Raw genomic sequence first — 17,912 nt, 5'->3', positions numbered from 1 at the left:
TTAAACCTCGTTAGAACCGCATTTTTTAAGAACTTCACCGCCTTCGTTGCCGAAAAAGCGGAGGGCAAAGATACTACCCTTTTCCCCTTACTAACAAACTTTTTTTTTAAGTTTATTTTTTAAAGCCTTTAGATGAACGTAAAACCGATTTTTATATCCGATTTTGGAGGCGCAAATATAGAACGATTATCTAACCCCGCAACAGCTTTATCCCACTTTTTGAAATATTTTTTACCAAAGCCTAAATGCCAATCACTTACAACCAAAAGTTTTTTTAAAGTTTTCTAAAAACCCTGCACTCTACCCCTAATTACTCCTAAAACAAAAAACTTAAAAACCAACAAATCATCCCGAATTCCCGTAAAATTGCGTTGAAATGCAGAGGCCGCATACTTTAAACACACCATTTATAAGGAGGACTGCAATCAAAGTCGATTTAAAGCAACGCAAGCAAAGCGCTAATGAGCAAAAATCAAGACTGAAACGTGCACACAAACCCTGAAAAATGGCCTTAACTTAAACCGGCTTAGCGATGGAGCGGCATGTGTGAGCTCTTTTTTACGACCGCAGCGAAGTGAAAAAAGCGAGTAGCGACAGCGCGGTGATTGCCCAAAAGCAATCAAAGCCCCATAAAAAAGAACTGCATACGTTTCATCTATTCTGCAATAAAGGAGTTTATTCACCTCAGCACTCCTACCTCCTATTTATAATCAGATTCACCCGGTTTCTTAATTTCATATTGAAGCATTTTATAACCCAAATCTCCATTTGCAGACACCGCTTCAATCAGCATAAGCATAGTACCCGTATTATCAGGATTGTAAAAGCTCACCTCAGCCTTACCCGTGTCGCCTATAGGCAATTCGGGATCCCAGTAGAGCGTACTCCGCAGATCGGGTTCGCTCCGATTCAGATCCTGCCGGGTTTCATATTTAGGAGTATAAAATGCTTCGGGTTCTGTAAAGACCTGTACCCGCTGTTTGATAATTCCTTTAGGACGCTCTGCCGCAAACAAACCGTTGCCGCCATAAGTGTAAATCGCAATAACGTGACCCCAGGGAGGGGCTTCCAGCGGACTCGCGTTGGGATAAGCCTCCAGATACAGACTGCTAAAGTTTTTGGCCATTTCAATAATCTCAAAACTTTCAATCTCACTTACCGGCAAGTTGGGTATCAAATCGTAATTATACCCCAGAACCGGCTGACCATCTACCAGCACCAAAGTCGTATCTGAAAGACTCACCTCAGCTTTAAGCATTCCTCCTTTTCGTACAATGCGTATTTTATCCGGGAAATTAAAGAGCAACACACTGTAGAGACCATACGACCACTTTTTTTCTTTGGCCTGAATCGCCTTGCCATCTATCACCCGATCTGGCATGCCGTATTCATCGGCTACCACCTGACGCTTGGGAGTCATTTTATAACTGTTTACCAAAACTTCATCAAGGGCTATATCTTCATCACCAAAAGGCATGGCTTCACGCAGTACCGCCTGTTGTTGGGTCTTTTGCCGCGCAGCCAAGACTGCTGTGGTATCGGTTAGTGCCAATTGCGCCTCTTGCCGCAGGTTAACATCCGGTTTTTTATGCGGGGTTAAAAACAGGGTGTAGTCTTTATTGGTTCCGTTTTCGGTTGAAGTCTGAATCAGCAGATTCTGATAGCCCCCGGATAAGGCATCGATAGTAAACCGGAATCGCCCCAGGCTGTCAGAAACCTGTTCCTGAATAAACAGCTCTTCATCAAAGCTCATCAACGCCAGCTTTACCCCCTCGCGCCGTTTGTTTTTGTTTAAGGGGGCACTTACCGTACCTTCCAGAAGCAACACAGGCTCCGGTTGAAATTTACGTATTGTAGTTATCGTATCGTATTTATAGCTCACCCAACCCTGAGTGAGCAGCAAATCGTCAAGCGCTTCGGTATGGAGCGAATCGTTTTGAACGTAAAAACCAGGCTTTTCGATATTACCCCGCAATTCAGACTGTATCAAGAAATAAGACAGGATGTTCTCCCGGTAGTTCACGGTTTCGCCCAACTGCGAAGCATCGGTCACGAGTATAGAGGCGTTTGCCAGCTGGGGCCTGGACCGGGCATCTTTAACCTCCAGCTTTACACGCACGGCCTCCCGGGGGGTATATTCCTTTTTGGGTAGATCAACGTCCAGTTTGAGCATCTCCTGTTGATTCTCATTGAAATAAAGACGCCGGGACATAGTAGCTCCCTGTTTATCGTGCAGGGAAACGGCCACGATACCGAAGGGAAGTTTGGTTTTAGGAAAAATCACGGGCAGTATGCCTTCCTGCATCGGTTCCTGCAGTTTATAAAGCAGATGCCCCCGGCTGCTGAGCTGTATGACAACCGTATCATTTTTTAAAGCTGTAGACAGAACATTGACCTGCAGGCTGGTTCCCAGATCACGTAAAACCAATGTAGTACCTTTATCCTTTACCCGGGGCAAGGCTATTTTTAAGGCGGAAGCCTGACCACGATCTATCCGGGCGTAATACGATAGCGTATCGCTCAGCGAGGGCAGTCTAAAACTCCCCATACCCAGAACATTACTTTTAAAACGGACGAGTTCTTTTCCGTTTTCATCTACGATGCTGCCCGAAACCTTTCTTCCCAAACCATCGTACCCCAGCGCTTTAAACCCTACCTGAGACGGAATTCCTGCGATAAAATCTCCACCTTCCGGAAAAAACTGCACATCAATACCGGTCGTATCAAGTACCAGGGTTTGAAAGTGTTCCTTGCCGGTATCCGTTTGGTAATTGATACTCAGCACATCGCTGTCTGCAGTCAGGGGATAGTCAAGCACATAAAAGTCGCCTTCTTTTTTTCGTACAGTCAGGGTATCCTGCTTTCCATCCAGAGCTAACCTAACCGCAAGCTTTCCAAGGTGTAAACTGTCAACCGCAAGTGGATCTAATAAAACCCTCAAATTGCGGGAACCCGCTGCATCGGTTTGGGTAATCCCGGGAGCATCAACTTTTGAGACGGCTTGCGCATCGGCTGTAAATACAGGCAGTCGTTTTTCAAAGATAAAGTCTGTATCAAAATTCTGATTCCATTGCGTATAGGCTCTTAATAAGTAGGTCCCCTGTGCAAGCGAATTTTCCAGATTAATCGTACCGGAGCCAATACCCTGATTGAGGCGTATAAGCTGCGATACCACAATCTCTTCAGACGGACTGATCAAATCAATGTGCAAGACGCCACTCAGGTTTGAAGGCCTGTGCAAGGGGCCTGCTAAGACCACTGCTTTAAACCAGATCTGACTGCCAGCAGTATACACCTCGGCATCGGTTTGCAGGTAGATCTTTTCCGCATAGCTTAAGGTATTTACCTGACCGGAAACAGACGTTACACCTCCCAGAATCAGAAGAAGCAAAATGCCTGGTATACCTTTACCGAAAAAAAGAAGTTTCATAGATCAGGCTGATTAGGAAGGGGACATCTAAAGTTAAGAAAACCAATTAAAAACACTTAGTCATCAGTTGTCAAAGTCCATGAACTGGTCGTTCAATTTATAGCACGGTATGGATTTTTTTCATGATTTCTGTTCAACATCCAAACGCATCAATCCTTAATCTTCCTTCCGCCTGCTGCAACCTGCCTGCTGCAACTGCTTACTGATTTTGTAGTTCGTATTTTCAATTTTTTATCTTTCACTTCTCACACACGAGCTGGGAGCTCCAGGTTAAATGATGTCACTTCAAGCCAGTCACCCTGAGCGCAATCGAAGGATTTCTTTGGAGAAGCAAAGCGAGGCACGAGGTTCACGAGCTCCAAAACCAATAAGCGACAGCCAGCTAAAGAAAATGAACAAAACAATCCATAGAAACTTAGCCAATTTAAAATTAAAGTTCTTTACTTCTATGTATGTTCCCTTTCTTTTGCCTTGATGCAAAAGAAACAAAAGATCAAGGCTCACAAGACGATATCTAAATTTATCGTTCACTGCACTGCATGCGCTTAACTCGTCCGCTATCGCGGCCTCAAACAGAACCGCCTGCAACGTTCCGCTCACATTAAATTTTACTTTACATTCTCGTAGACCGTCCCTTAGACCTGAACTAAAAATAGCATTGCCTCCCTCGATTTTGTATAATTCCAGAGCTTTGCCAATTCATATAACAAGACTTACGGGTTCCGAATTACAAAAGAGAGGTTCTAACTTTTATGCTTGTTTCCTTTCTTTTGTCTTGATACAAAAGAAACAAAAGATCAAGGCTTATTTTTACATCCTTGAAAACTACGCAAACTCCTTATCGTGCGGATGGCAAACCGCTGCGCTAGGCCATCCTCCACTCCCACCCCTGCGGCGTTTGCTTGTTTTACTACAGATGTAAAAAGTAGGCCGTTTTTAAAATTAGAACTAAGAATTTATTCTTTGGTCTTCTTTTTCTTCAGTATAGCAGGAAGTTCCCGTTAAAAATTTTCGAAGTCTTGGAGAAAATTTAGGGACTTACTGCGGTTTTGCCCCTTAGGGCAAAAATACGATCGTTCCATTTTACCCCAATAGCAATAAAAATAATAATAGCAATAAAACAATTAATCCCGCTGATACGTCTTCCTTCTTAAAACCAGCAAGCGCTCCTCCGCCATGGCTTCCGCCTGTTCGATAAAACGGATACACAGGTGATAGCTATCGTTACAATCGTCATAACTAACCTTACAAAAGGTACCGTACCGCAAATGCTGCTGGGCGTGGGTGATCAAATACAGACGGCGACGGGCTTTAAAGGAAGTAGTCTCCAGCAATTCCTGAGGAAAACCTGTAAAAGTCCGACACAGATCTAAGAGGTAGGTTAAGGAGGTATAAGCCGGACTGTACTCCCAAAACAAACGGATCAACCCCAGGCAGGTTTGTACAAAAGCCTCATGATACAGGTGTAGTTGTACCAACTCATCTTCGTGCGTATCCAGAATGCGGGTGATTTCTACTAAATACTGAGCGCGGTTGAGGCGGATGTCCCAGTACTTTTTAAGCTTGCGGAATTTATCAGGATAGTAAAAACAACCGGTTTTTAAAAACTTCCGCAACTGTTCATCTTCTTCATAAAGCAGCTTCCCTTCCCCGATCACCCGTTGCAGAAAATTACTGCCAAAATCAAGCGCCTTATAGGCCTGCTTAAAGGTCTCCAAAATAAAACGGATGCGTATACGCCTACCGGTATGGTTATACACCCGGTCGGTGAGTTGAGACGGACTCACCCCGACGGCTTTATAGGTTATAAGCACTACAACAGCATGACTCTGATGCTCGCGTACCTCCTGCTGCGCAAACAAGTTGGCTTGCCGCAACCGGCTGTACTTCTCCCCAAAGACCAGGTAGGCCGAATGCACCCGGTAGGTTTGCTGCAAAAAGAGAAGCGCTTCCTGCAACCCGCCCTGTAAGGGGGTATCCCGGTCTGCTCCCTGAGGCCGGTCTTCAGGCTGGGCTACAACAAGTGTATGATGCGACTCACATGCACCCAGCAGCTGCCGCGCTGCGGCATCAACCAGACCAAATACCCGCTCCATCGCGATCTGCACCTGATAGCAGCTGTGCCGGTCCAGCGTTTCATCAGGATCAAAACCTTCGGTGGCCCAGGCATCCAGCCATTCCAGACGGGTCGGCTCGCTTTCGTTAGCTTCGCGTTTGGGAAATAGTACCCGCAATTGCGGCAAATAACGGCTTAAGGCTGCTACCTGAGCCTCCATCGAAGTATAGGCTCGCTCCTCCCCAGTAAAAAGTCTGCTGCTCAGGTTAAGACAGGCTTTTAAAACTTCCGCAAGTGCCAGTACCGCAGCAGGATACTGCTCCTGCTCAAATAAGGCTGCGGCCGTATCAAAAAAAGCACAGATCCTTGCTGTATCACGATCCAGCAGCTTAGCGGCCTTTACTCGTAATGCATCCAATTGGGCTTCCGGGCTAGCATCCCGTTCCGGCTGCGGCCCTGCGGTATAGATAAGCTCCCCAAACCGGTAAAACCGTAAAAAATACAGGGCTCCTCCCTGCAAACCCGTTCGTACCTGTTTTACCGTATAGCCTTGCAGCAGAAACCCGGGAAACTGCACCTGTAATGCAGGCAACTGTTTCCGTAAATCATGTAATGCTGCGGTATCCTGTACCACAATCAGCAGATTGTAAAGGGCCCGGGGCGATTGATGGACTTCAGTAAGGTATAGTGCCTTTATCCCGGTCTGTTTAAGCAGAGCCTCGGTTAACGGGTTAAGCGCATCCCGAAGCGCGAATTGGGGCGGAAGTTGGAGTTGGGTATTCATAAAATAGCTTTTTTAAATTCTTATATAAATGCAATATGTTCCGATTTTCGGAATAAATGTACTTCAAATAAGATAAAAAACCTACTCAATGTTTCGAAAAAAGGAATTATTTATCCGAAAAACTAACTTTATGTACTTAAAAAGAGAAAAAAATAATGACAGCTCTAGGCCTATACTTTTCAAAAAAATCAATAAACAGATCAGAAGTTGCACGCAAGACAGGTATCAACAAAACCCGCTTAAGTGAACTTTCGAATCAGGAAAAAACACATCTAAGAGCTGAAGAACTTTACCTCATCGCCCTGGCGATAGACGTAGATCCCGGAGAGATGTTTATGGAGTTACATCAGGATTTAAAATTGCCGGAGAACAAATAAATCTAACTCCGTATTCCTTATACGAAAGCAGTAAAGCGCTTCAAGTGGAGGTATACCAACTTTTGAAGTTTTAATAGATACCTGCTCATCTAATCCCATGGTTCTTGTGCAAGGGTATCTAAAAAAGCTAGAACAGTACATTTTTACGTTTATACAATTTTTGTAAAACATTTCACTTAAACTGAATAAAGTATTTAAATAGCCTAAATCCGGAAAATAAAAATTAAACTTTATGGATTGGATAAATGTTATTATCGGACTCTGCCTAGTTATTTTAGGTTCACTTTGGTTGGTATATCAGTCAGAGAAGACAAAAAAGTACAAAAAGGATAAATCTTTTGTTCAGTTGTCCACCCAACCAAGTCAATATATCGGAATTCTCATTTTAGTTTTGGGAGGTTTAGTGATGATTTATAGAGCCTTTTAGCATACTCACTCACAAAAAATTAAAAACGTTTTACAACACCTTATAAAAACAATGCTTAAATCAGTTTTGAATCAAAAGTTCGTGCTGGCTTGCTTAGCTTATTGTCCTGGGGACAATTACGCTCGCCCGCTCGCACAGTTTTTATACGAGACCTTACCTGCAAGCTTAAAATGACATTCGAAGAATTTAAAATATTGCATCAAAAAATCCCCGGTTCGTGCGCGACTATATCGTGTACACGGCTATTTCAGCGTGGCGACAGTGCATAACCGAAAAGTAAAATAAAAAATCAATCTTGATTTCTCTTCGGAATAGTCCCGCGGACGATTCCCCGCCGAAATCATAACCAAACCGCTGGATTGCATTTAAAGAAAATGACCTCTAAAGAGTACATAAAAACCCATTTAAAAGACATTAGAAACATTCGTGTAACAATGCATGAGCAGGAATGGGATTTCGAAATATGGCCAAATGACAAGTTAGACGAATGGAATGAAGAATATAATGTTGAGGAAAATATTCCTGGATATTATGCCATTGGTTCAGACGGAGGATTAGAAATGCTGACGGTTGAGATCTTGACCGATAAGGTTTACTCAATACCCTTTATACCGATGGACGCAAATGACCGAATAAAAGTATCTGACAACTTTAGGGATTTGATAAAAAAAACTAATAAATAAAAAACGCACGCCGTCAATACATATAGCTTGGGGTAACTGCTGCCAGCAAGGTTTTCCCCCGGTTCGTGCACGATTGTATCGCGTACCTTCAGTTTATATTATAAGTATTGGATTAATCTAAACCATAGTCAGCGTACACCATTAAATTCTGAACGCTCAAAATCCCTCCAAACCTCCCCAGGGGAGGCTTTTCCTCATCCCCCGCCCTTCTCCCGAAGAGAAGGGAGCTCATTTTAAATTGACTAGGGACCTATATAACTTGTGATTTGTACTCACAGCTTTATTTTGCAAAGCACAGCCCTCTTGACTCCTAATGCTCCATTCTGAAAACGGCCCACTAATTCGGAATGCAGCATGCTGAGTTAAGAGTTATTTTGAATTTTCAATTTTAAACCTTGAAACCGACTCCACACGCTGAACTTTAAACCGATTTCTTACCTCTTAATTCCTACTTCTCACCTCCTGCCACTTGCCTCCTTACCCCTGTTCGTGCGCGATGGTATCGCGTACCCTGATTTTACATTTCAAATAGGCCTCTAATTAATCTAAACACCTCCCACCCTCCTGAAGCAAGTCTTTGATGGAGGCCTTAAGCCGAAAGCAAATGTATCGAGAACTGTCAGTTCGAGTGCCGGACGAGGCTTGAGGCCGAGAACGGTTTATCGAGAATCCTTTTCAGTAACGCACATTCTAATCAGCAAGACTTCTTGATACCATATAAGCGATAGACCGGTATAAGGAACGCCTGGTGATGCTTTAAAAGTTGATTAAAGCCATTTAACTCCTCAGATAATATAAGGTAACTCCACACTGAGTCCACAGTGAACCCACACTGCAACCACACTTTGCCACACTTTTAGTGGGTGAGTGTTGATTCATAATGGAGTGGACGGAGGAACATATAGCAGAATCCGGACTTTTGGATGGTCTTATCGCAGCCTAAGAGTCTAACAGCACATGGCTTAAACCAACTTTTAAAAGGCTTAATCCTATAAAAGTAGCTTTGTATAGCTATAATAGGATTTATTAATAAATCTGTATAGCTAATTTAGGAGGGGGCATCGAGTATAGCAAAGCCTACTCAAAGGCATAGCAAAGCCTAGGATAGAGTATGAAGAGAGTATGAAAACGGGTTTTGACAAGATGGAATTTAAGATTTTATTAACATTCCTAAGAGACATAAATTATTTCTCTCTTAAAAAAACAGTAAACGGTATGTAAAGTAGAAATCGGAAAGTAGAAAATAAGAATTAGTAGTTACTAGTTGACTAAGCATAAAACGGTAAACGGAAGGGGAAGTGAATGGTTAATTGTTAATTGTTAATGGTTAAAAGTCAGAGGTGAGTGGTAAGAGGTGAAAAGTTGAAAGCGGAAAACAGAAAACCACAAACAGTAAACGGAGGGATAGTGAGAAGTAGACCCTTCAATACTATGCTCCAGGGTCGCATCACTCAGGGTTCAGTAAGCAGTCTCAATCGGCAGTTTCCAGTCATTTCGAAGGAGCCCAAAGCGACGAGAAATCCCATCTGATTTAGGTTGCAGATTCTAGGTTAGAGGTGAAAAATAGAAATTGGAAATCAAGCAACAGAAAACCACAAACGGAAAACAGAAAACCACAAACCAAATACGGCAAAAAGTTTCTGTACATTTAATTACCCAATAACATACCGTATGACCATACTCTACCTCCACGGACTCGAAAGTAAACTCAGTGATTCTAAAAAAGCGGTATTGGAACAATACGGCAGCGTACTGGCGCCTGATCTGGATTATCACCACAATCCTGATGCGGTGCAGCAGATATATGAGACCTATAAATCCCAACCCATAGACTATGTGATGGGAAGCAGTATGGGTGGTTTTGCAGCCTTTCACCTGGGACGGGCTTTTGATAAACCGGTATTACTCTTTAATCCTGCCCTGGTCAAACGCTCAGTGCCTCAAAATATACCGACGTTTAAAACACAAACTTCAGGATTTGGACAGGTGGTTTTGGGCGAAAAAGATACCGTCGTAGACCCGGCTGATACGCTAAGCTTTTTAGGTGACCAACTTAAAGCCGGTTTTGATTACCAACTACACCTCCGCGCCGAAATGGGCCATCGTACCCCGCTGGACGTGTTTGAGGAGGAAATTGGGTTGTTTTTTTTAAAAAAAGAGAATAATTAAATAACCCATCCGGTTCTAGATGGGTTATCAATAAATCAATTATTTTCTCTCGAATGATGGTATTCTTCGTGGTCAGGGTTTAACTGGTTACCGTGATTCACATCATCAGGATGATTTAATAAATTATTATCTCTTGTACTCATAATATATCCTTTTTATTTTTTGCTATTTTTTGCAGCAGCAGAACTTGCCCGCGCGGCAAAACTATTACTAGAGACATTACCAGATTTGCTACTCTTAGCTGTTGCTGAATTAATGCGTGCCGCAGCAGCTTTAGACATTGGATTTGATTTTCCCATAACTTTAAAAATTTATATGAATTAGGAAGAACTATTCTTCCTTTCTGATACCAAAACTAGACTTATCGATTATCCTATTTTACCATTTGTGACAAAGCGGTTATATTTGGGATTTTATAGAAGGTTTTTGTGAAATCGCAAAAACACTACAAGCCTTAATCCCCAGATGTACCAATACCGTTCAAGTCTTCAACAAGCCCTCGAGGAAAACGAAATGCTTCATGTATTTGTAACTATTTTAGTTTTCTTACTCCTATTATTTTTCATTCGAAACCTGTATAATCTTTACCGAAAAAGATCCTATCGCAAAAAATTGAGGAAACTCGAAAAGGATTTTCATACAACTCAGGAAACCGTTGAAAAACAAGAAAGAATACTGGGAGAGTTTGAAGTTTTAAAGGCCGAAAAACAAAACCTACAAAACAAACTCAGGGAGCAAAAAGACCAATTCTCTAAAAGGCTGCACGAAAAAGAAGAGGAATTGAAAAAACGCGAATTCAATCTGGAATACCAGCGTAACGCTTTTGAAAAATATGCCGGTTTTAAAATTGTAGATGCCAATAATTCGCGTCTGGGAGCACACTTTCTAAAAAATGTAATTAGTCATATTTACGAAGATCTGGAAGAGATACATTCAGCTCAAATCTCAAATGAAAAACTGCAGGTAGAGGCTAAAACCCTTTTACCCATTAAAGCTTTAAAAGATATTTTTACGTTGCTTGACTATACGGTAGCGGTAATCCAGAGAGATACAGTACCTATCAAGGAAGAAATTAATCACATTCAACTTTTTATTGAGGTAATCAACTATCTCAAGCCTAATACTGCGGTTGACTTAACTGTTAATCTACCTCAGCCAGATCTGGAATCACTTCAAATACGTCCCACTTTATTCTTCCCGTTTATTGAAAACGCACTCAAGCATGGTGATTTAAACAGGGATGATAGTAAAATAACCATTGAAGCAGAGGTAACATCTGATAACAGGCTCACCTATACTGTTCTAAACAGTTGCGAGCGCATTGCTGCACCTAAAAAAGAAACGGCCGGAAAAAGTGAATTTGGTTTAAATGCACTTAAAAATCTTTTAGACACTTATTATCCCAAAAATGAATTAGAGTCCAGGCGCATTACCCATAATCTTTATCTGTCAAAACTTGTTATTCCCGTTAATTGATGATTAGATATATACTTGTAGACGACGACCAAAAAACGCTTGAACGTGTAAAAGCTAAAATCGATACCATTGCTATAGATTTTGAACTTGAGCATATCTCCAGTTACAGCAGCTCCAAGCAGGCTGCTGAAACTGTAAATCCTGATGCTTACGATTTACTTATCGTTGACTTTGAAATGCCTGTGTTTAACGGCCTTGAATTAGCTGAAAAAATTGGCTCCGGGAAAAAAGTGATTTTTCTTACCTCAACACAAAACAATGAAAAGCGCGTTATAAATGCTATTGATATTGCAGGTTACCTTACTAAACCTTTTGATATTCATGAGTTTGAGAATATCCTTAAAAAGAAGGTTATTGGTTCAGGACACTTGCCAAAAGCGGGAGACTATACATTTCTCAATTTTGGGGTACATACGCATATCAATATAGCCGCAGATAAAGTCTATTACATCACAAAACTTAGAACCGTTGATGGCAAAAGAGCTAAAAAGAATTGCGTGAATATATACGGCAAAAACGACGAACTTCTTTTTGAAAATATAGGCCCTACAACTATTGAGCAATTATCTCAGGATCTCGAAGATCAGAATTTCTCGAAAATTAACCAGAGTGTACTGGTAAATACCCGGTTTATTAAAGAACGGGACAATCTGAATCTCAGTTTATACGATTGTAAAGAATTTTTCAGTGTTTCCAGCACTAATAAAAACGCTTTACTAGCAAATTTTAAACGGTTTATCAAAAGGTTTTAAATACCTCCCCCACCTCCGCACCGAAATGGGACATCCTCCCCCGCTGGAAGTGTTTGAGGAGGAAGTGAGGTTGTTTTTAAAAGATAAATGAGAAAAGTCGCCTTATATAGGATATTCCACCACCCAAAACCTATTAAAAATAAAAAGTATTGAGGATTGACATTATAGCTTTTGTTTAAAATTAAACGGGACACCAACCTTAAACCCAAATAGTAAATTATTATCATTACCATTTGGAGATTTGCTTAAATCGGACCGATCTGCAAATAATTGTAATGTGGCAAAATTCTTCTCTTTCGCTTTTAAGTTCATAAGCAAACCAAGCCGCATACTGTATAACTCTGCATCTTCTCCTTTGCCGGGGTCAAAATTAATATTGCTATATCCAACTTGACCAAAAATTCCATAACGTTCAAAGGGGAAATAGTATGCTTCCAATCCTAATTCACTTAAAAAGCCAAAGTTGTATTCATTACCTTTTTTATTGTAATTTCCCTCTTTAGACTGAGGTGTCGATACAACACCAGAACTAATAGTGTCTAAGATTCTTGCTGGGAAGTTATAGGTTCGGTTTTCAAACTCACCTAAATTTGAACCTCTTCCCAAATTGACGGTTAACCTTGTAAAAAAAATTCTTGGCAACAAAAAACCTTTCTTAGACTGGTAGAAAAAACCAAATTGTCCTTCTATCCCAAACAAGTCACCAGGCGTATCAGTAAATTGTCCTGCAAAATCTAAAGTATCGTTAGATTTATATACGTTTTTTATGGTTTCACGGGCATAATAAGGAGATGCACCAGCATAAAAAAGTCTTTTACTGTTCCAATACGGTTGTGCTATTTTATGCTCTTCTAATACTAATTTCTCTGAAATAGAATCCATTGCAGAAACTGTCTTATCATAAAGGGATATTACTTTATTTATGTCATACGTCAGGTCATCATAGATAGCAATTGGAACATCGACCGTAGTGTCTTTCGTTTCAATAGTTACTTTAAAGGCATTGTTTTTAGGTACTCCCTTAAGTTTTTTAGCTACAATATAGCTTGTATCAAGAAGGATTGAATCACGATCAATTAGAGTTCTGTCTAATAAATACTTATGGTTGTTTAAAAGATCATCACAAAACTGATCAAGTTCATCATTGAGTATATGTTTTACGGGAATCCCGGCATCTTCTAATAAATAGGTTGTATAATAATAATCTTTTAACAGCGCTGCTATTTTATATTGTTTTGCCTTTTCAATTGTATAAAATGCTCTTTGTGATGCAACACTTGTCCTTGGTGAATCATATGAGCGCCTTCCCCAAAATGGCCGGTAGAAATTCAATGCAATTTTAGCTTTTTTACTACCATTCTGTTCATCTATAAAATAAATACCCTCATCTGTTGCAGATAAATCGCCTTTGACTGAAAGAATAAACCAATCATTCGAGGTAACTATACCACTTAATGCTATATTTGATTTACTTTCATCAAAAGCTGCCTCAAGCCCCTCACTTGGGGCACTACCGCCAAGTAATAGGTACGATACATCTTCAAAGATTAATTTATTAAAGGAATACGATGAAACTAGTTTATTTGACTGCAATTCAATTGCCGTTTCATCAGGTTCAAAATCTACTGTACTATTAAAAGTAAGCGCATGCTGACTAAATGCACTCACTGTAAAAAATAACATTGCCCAGTTTAATACCTGTTTCATACCTAACATTTTAGAATGTTAAAAGTAGTTAACTGATCATTCATTAAAAGTACCTAATACTGGGTATTTTTTATTTTACAACAAAGTCTCCGGCTTTAGACAGGAATTCTAATACCATTAATCAATACTATTACGGAATTCATCAATCCGTTAATCTCAAATTCCGCTATATTTGAAAAAATGTCAAATTCTTCATGTCTAAAGAAAAATTAAGCCTTTCCCAACTTGAACAATACCTTTCAAAAGCAGCCTGGATTCTTAAAGGTCCGGTAGATGCTTCTGATTTCAAAGTTTACATTTTCCCATTACTCTTTTTTAAACGCCTCTCTGATGTTTATGACGAAGAATATCGTGTAGCCCTAGAGGAGTCTGATGGTGATGTTGAATATGCCTCATTACCCGAATTTCATCGCTTTGAAATTCCAGATGGCTGTCATTGGGATGATGTTCGCAATACCACTACTAATGTGGGGCTAGCTATTGAAAAGGCTTTGAGAGGTATTGAGCAGGCCAATCAACAGTTTCTGTACGGTATTTTTGGTGATGCGCAATGGAGCAATAAAAACAAGTTAGGCGATCGTCTCCTTGTTGATCTTATTGAACACTTCTCACAGTATACTCTGTCTAATAGCCTGGTAGATGTAGATATACTAGGCCAGGCTTATGAATACCTCATCAAACACTTTGCTGATTTAACCAATAAAAAAGCAGGTGAGTTCTATACTCCAAGATCTGTAGTTCACTTACTGGGATTAATTCTTGATCCTCACGAAGGAGAAAGCATTTATGACCCTGCGTGCGGGACCGGAGGGATGTTACTAGAATGTGTAGATCATTTAAGAGCAAATAATGAAGATTATAGAACTTTGAAACTCTATGGTCAGGAAAAGAATTTGACCTCTAGCTCTATTGCCCGAATGAATATGTTTCTTCACGGGATGGAAGATTTTCAGATCGTACGTGGTGATACCCTTAGAAACCCTGCATTCTTTGAAGCAGATGGTTTAAAAACTTTTGATTGTGTTATTGCCAATCCTCCTTTTTCCTTAAAAGATTGGGGTGCCGAAAACTGGATTGAAGATCCTTACGGCCGCAATATAGCCGGTGTTCCTCCTAAAGGAAATGGAGACATGGCCTGGGTACAACACATGATCAAATCTATGAACGATACCGGCAGAATGACCGTGGTATTACCTCACGGTGCCCTATTTAGAAAAGGCTCAGAGGGAAAAATTAGAAAAAAACTACTGGAAGAAGACCTACTCGAAGCCGTAGTAGGTTTGGGTCCTAATATATTTTACGGTACGCAACTGGCTGCCTGTGTTTTGGTTTTCAAGCAAAACAAACCCGCTGATAAAAAGAAAAAGGTCCTGTTTATTGATGCATCAGAACAGGTGCGTGTAGGGCGGGCTCAAAACTACTTAGAAGCGGAACACGTAAATCAAATCTTTAACTGGTATCGGGACTATAAAGAAGTTGAAAACTATGTAAGTATAGCAACCTGGGATGATTTGGTAGAAAATGATTTCAATCTTAATATCCCGCTCTATGTAGAAAAAATCATCGAAGATAATTTACCCAGTGTTGAAGAAGCTTTGGCTGATTTAAAGCAAGCCTGGGAGGAAAGCCAGAAAGCTGAAGAACAATTTAAATTTATATTGAAGAAATTTATTTAATGACAAATCACGAGTTCATAGACAAAATTATAGAAGCATATAAACAATCAAGATCTTTAATTTACGGTAATGGCGGCTATCAGATAAAACGTGGGATGAGCCATTCTAGCTCGGGCAAAGCAGAAGATTTATTTAGCGTATTTATTGCAGAAAAACTCGATTCTAAAGAGCTTGAGTTTTTTGTTGATCAGGGAATTTCTTTTAGAACAATAACCCAAAAAAGGGCTAAACTTTTTAAGCCTGATCTAGCTATTTTAAAAAACGACACCCTAACGCACTATTTTGATTTAAAAATGGATTTAGGTTGGAATAGAGATTTAGAACAGTATTTAGTGGCAAAAAATGATTTTATTAATAAGCTAAAGGAATCGAACGATGTATGGTATAAAACTCACATTGAAGGAAAAGGCTCAATCAAGGTTTCTAAAAAACTAACGTATCAAATCGTAGTTCTCTCTGGAGCAAATGGCAATAAAGCTGCACATCATAGAAACGTTGACCTGGCAGCCAGTTTAGAAAATGTAAACTTATATGTATTAACATCTGGTGGTCATCTTAATTTCTATACTCCAGAGGAAAAAGAAAAAGTCATTTTTAATGATAATGCTTTTGACAAACTAATCTCTGATACTAAAGCAACTCTACTATGACCCAAAAAGAACTTGAAAAATACCTATGGGGAGCTGCAACGGCATTAAGAGGCACCATAGATGCCGGTGATTATAAACAATATATTTTCCCTTTGCTATTTTATAAGCGTATCTGTGATGTATATGATGAGGAGTTTGAAACCGCTTTAGCAGAGAGTGATGGTGATTTAGAGTACGCGGCTTTTGAAGAAAATCACCGCTTTCAAATCCCCAAAGGTGCACATTGGAATACCGTACGAGAAACTACAACCAATGTAGGTGTCGCGTTACAGGACGCCATGCGAGCTATTGAAACCGCAAACCCAGATATGCTTTACGGTATTTTTGGAGATGCGAGCTGGACAAATAAAAACCGACTCAGCGACGAAACCCTCATCAATCTTATAGAGCATTTTTCGCAACACAAGCTTAATCTGGCCAATGTACCCGATGATCAATTGGGTAATGCCTATGAATACCTCATCAAAGAGTTTGCAGACGATAGCGGGCACACCGCAGCTGAGTTTTATACAAATCGTACTGTAGTTAAACTGATGACGCTTATTATGGACCCGCAACCCGGCGAAAGCGTCTACGACCCCACTTGCGGCTCGGGCGGATTACTGCTAAATTGTGCGTTGCATTTGCGTGACGAGGGTAAGGAATACCGCAGTTTAAAACTCTACGGGCAAGAAATCAACCTCATTACTTCTGCCATTGCGCGTATGAATATGTTTATGCACGGCATAGAAGAGTTTAGTATTGTACGCGGTGATACCTTAGCGAGACCGGCTTTTTTAGAATACGATACACTTAAAACCTTTAATGTTATTCTGGCTAATCCGCCCTACTCGATCAAATCCTGGGATCGTAAGAGTTTTATTAACGACCCATATGGTAGAAATCTTTGGGGTACGCCGCCACAGGGTTGTGCAGATTATGCTTTTCAACAGCACATTCATAAAAGTCTAGATAAAGTAAACGGACGTTTTGCAATTCTTTGGCCCCACGGAATTTTATTTAGAGATATGGAGGCAGAAATGCGTCGTAAAATGATTGCTGAAGATCAAATTGAAGCTGTTATCGGTTTAGGTGCAAACCTGTTTTATAATTCACCAATGGAGGCTATGATACTTATAGGTAATACTAATAAGCCAAAAGAAAAAAAAGGTAAAGTGTTATTTATAAATGGTAAAGATGACGTAGTTGACAACAAAGGTTTGGCATATTTAACCAAAGACCATATTGATAAAATTTATAAGGCATATCTAGATTTTACTGATATTCCTCATTATGCTAAAGTAGCTACCACAGAACAAATTCTTGATTTTGATGGTAATATGAACATCAATTTCTATGTAAAGAAAGATAATTCAGATAGTGATATTTCATTTAAAGAAGCATTTAAAAAATGGAGTATTGAAGGGCATAAATTAAATAAAGCAATGAATAATTTATTTGAAGTTCTTAGTTAGATGAGTGAAGTATTAGAAAATATAGTTGAGGACCTACAATTAGATCGAAGTAATTGGAAGCTAACAAAATTTGGAGATGTTACTATCCAACAAAAGAAAAAAGTAGATCGAGAAAACACCCTTTTAACTCGTTATATTAAAGTGTGAGCATCCCCCAAAAATTAGGACAGTAATTTAAGTTCCAAAATAACTTTAAATTTACTGTTTTATGACACGAAGAAAATTCACACCCAAGTTCAAGACCAAAGTGGTTTTAGAAGCTCTCAAAGAG

Annotated in this window: 12 protein-coding genes; 8 read left to right on the top strand and 4 right to left on the bottom strand. The window is 40.1% G+C overall.

Features of this window, described 5'->3' with window-relative positions:
- Nucleotides 1-700: 700 nt before the first annotated feature.
- A complete protein-coding gene (locus LLW17_RS18510; RefSeq protein ID WP_228231782.1) occupies nt 701-3,430 on the bottom strand; it encodes a hypothetical protein in 2,730 nt (909 codons plus the stop codon).
- Nucleotides 3,431-4,554: 1,124 nt separating this feature from the next.
- Nucleotides 4,555-6,270: a hypothetical protein gene (locus tag LLW17_RS18505; RefSeq protein ID WP_228231781.1), complete on the bottom strand. Its 1,716-nt coding sequence runs from the start codon at nt 6,268-6,270 to the stop codon at nt 4,555-4,557.
- A 155-nt stretch (nt 6,271-6,425) separates the two neighbouring features.
- Between LLW17_RS18505 and LLW17_RS18500 the strand changes: the two genes are divergently transcribed.
- The 3 genes from LLW17_RS18500 (at nt 6,426) to LLW17_RS18490 (ending at nt 9,926) form a co-directional block, all read left to right on the top strand.
- Nucleotides 6,426-6,647, top strand: coding sequence for a helix-turn-helix domain-containing protein (locus tag LLW17_RS18500; protein WP_228231780.1), 222 nt, complete (start codon nt 6,426-6,428; stop codon nt 6,645-6,647).
- Between the two features lie 786 nt (nt 6,648-7,433).
- A complete protein-coding gene (locus tag LLW17_RS18495; RefSeq protein ID WP_228231779.1) occupies nt 7,434-7,757 on the top strand; it encodes a hypothetical protein in 324 nt (107 codons plus the stop codon).
- Between the two features lie 1,671 nt (nt 7,758-9,428).
- Nucleotides 9,429-9,926: a YqiA/YcfP family alpha/beta fold hydrolase gene (locus tag LLW17_RS18490; RefSeq protein WP_228231778.1), complete on the top strand. Its 498-nt coding sequence runs from the start codon at nt 9,429-9,431 to the stop codon at nt 9,924-9,926.
- 155 nt (nt 9,927-10,081) lie between these two features.
- On the opposite strand, the gene LLW17_RS18485 is transcribed toward LLW17_RS18490, so the two are convergent.
- Nucleotides 10,082-10,225 carry a hypothetical protein gene (locus LLW17_RS18485; protein ID WP_228231777.1) on the bottom strand — a complete coding sequence of 48 codons (144 nt, stop codon included), beginning with the start codon at nt 10,223-10,225 and terminating at the stop codon, nt 10,082-10,084.
- Nucleotides 10,226-10,538: 313 nt separating this feature from the next.
- Here LLW17_RS18485 and LLW17_RS18480 point away from each other — a divergent pair, with 313 nt between their 5' ends.
- Together LLW17_RS18480 and LLW17_RS18475 are read left to right on the top strand one after the other, a co-directional pair.
- Nucleotides 10,539-11,402, top strand: coding sequence for a LytS family sensor histidine kinase (locus tag LLW17_RS18480; protein WP_228231776.1), 864 nt, complete (start codon nt 10,539-10,541; stop codon nt 11,400-11,402).
- Complete coding sequence (locus LLW17_RS18475) at nt 11,402-12,154, top strand: LytR/AlgR family response regulator transcription factor (protein WP_228231775.1); 753 nt, start codon at nt 11,402-11,404, stop codon at nt 12,152-12,154. The genes LLW17_RS18480 and LLW17_RS18475 overlap by 1 nt, the downstream gene beginning before the upstream one ends.
- Nucleotides 12,155-12,316: 162 nt before the next feature.
- On the opposite strand, the gene LLW17_RS18470 is transcribed toward LLW17_RS18475, so the two are convergent.
- The gene (locus tag LLW17_RS18470) at nt 12,317-13,861 is read right to left on the bottom strand and encodes a hypothetical protein (protein WP_228231774.1); all 1,545 of its coding nucleotides are present in this window, start codon (nt 13,859-13,861) and stop codon (nt 12,317-12,319) included.
- 194 nt (nt 13,862-14,055) lie between these two features.
- On the opposite strand from LLW17_RS18470, the gene LLW17_RS18465 reads away from it, so the two are divergent.
- From LLW17_RS18465 to LLW17_RS18455, 3 genes are read left to right on the top strand one after another with little or no spacing between them, the layout of a single operon-like run.
- The gene (locus LLW17_RS18465) at nt 14,056-15,537 is read left to right on the top strand and encodes a type I restriction-modification system subunit M (RefSeq protein WP_228231773.1); all 1,482 of its coding nucleotides are present in this window, start codon (nt 14,056-14,058) and stop codon (nt 15,535-15,537) included.
- Nucleotides 15,537-16,187, top strand: coding sequence for a hypothetical protein (locus tag LLW17_RS18460; RefSeq protein WP_228231772.1), 651 nt, complete (start codon nt 15,537-15,539; stop codon nt 16,185-16,187). The genes LLW17_RS18465 and LLW17_RS18460 overlap by 1 nt, the downstream gene beginning before the upstream one ends.
- Complete coding sequence (locus tag LLW17_RS18455; RefSeq protein WP_228231771.1) at nt 16,184-17,641, top strand: type I restriction-modification system subunit M; 1,458 nt, start codon at nt 16,184-16,186, stop codon at nt 17,639-17,641. The genes LLW17_RS18460 and LLW17_RS18455 overlap by 4 nt, the downstream gene beginning before the upstream one ends.
- Nucleotides 17,642-17,912: the final 271 nt, after the last annotated feature.

Origin of the sequence: Leeuwenhoekiella parthenopeia, assembly GCF_020782115.1 — a bacterium.
Lineage (GTDB): Bacteria > Bacteroidota > Bacteroidia > Flavobacteriales > Flavobacteriaceae > Leeuwenhoekiella > Leeuwenhoekiella parthenopeia.
The sequence above is the reverse complement of the archived record's forward strand: the minus strand, read 5'-3'. Positions and strand labels throughout refer to the sequence as shown.

Coding starts and splice junctions, on each gene's coding strand:
- LLW17_RS18510 (WP_228231782.1), bottom strand. CDS start 3,430: ATGAAACTTCTTTTTTTCGGTAAAGGTATACCAGGCATTTTGCTTCTT.
- LLW17_RS18505 (WP_228231781.1), bottom strand. CDS start 6,270: ATGAATACCCAACTCCAACTTCCGCCCCAATTCGCGCTTCGGGATGCG.
- LLW17_RS18500 (WP_228231780.1), top strand. CDS start 6,426: ATGACAGCTCTAGGCCTATACTTTTCAAAAAAATCAATAAACAGATCA.
- LLW17_RS18490 (WP_228231778.1), top strand. CDS start 9,429: ATGACCATACTCTACCTCCACGGACTCGAAAGTAAACTCAGTGATTCT.
- LLW17_RS18485 (WP_228231777.1), bottom strand. CDS start 10,225: ATGGGAAAATCAAATCCAATGTCTAAAGCTGCTGCGGCACGCATTAAT.
- LLW17_RS18475 (WP_228231775.1), top strand. CDS start 11,402: ATGATTAGATATATACTTGTAGACGACGACCAAAAAACGCTTGAACGT.
- LLW17_RS18470 (WP_228231774.1), bottom strand. CDS start 13,861: ATGAAACAGGTATTAAACTGGGCAATGTTATTTTTTACAGTGAGTGCA.
- LLW17_RS18465 (WP_228231773.1), top strand. CDS start 14,056: ATGTCTAAAGAAAAATTAAGCCTTTCCCAACTTGAACAATACCTTTCA.
- LLW17_RS18460 (WP_228231772.1), top strand. CDS start 15,537: ATGACAAATCACGAGTTCATAGACAAAATTATAGAAGCATATAAACAA.
- LLW17_RS18455 (WP_228231771.1), top strand. CDS start 16,184: ATGACCCAAAAAGAACTTGAAAAATACCTATGGGGAGCTGCAACGGCA.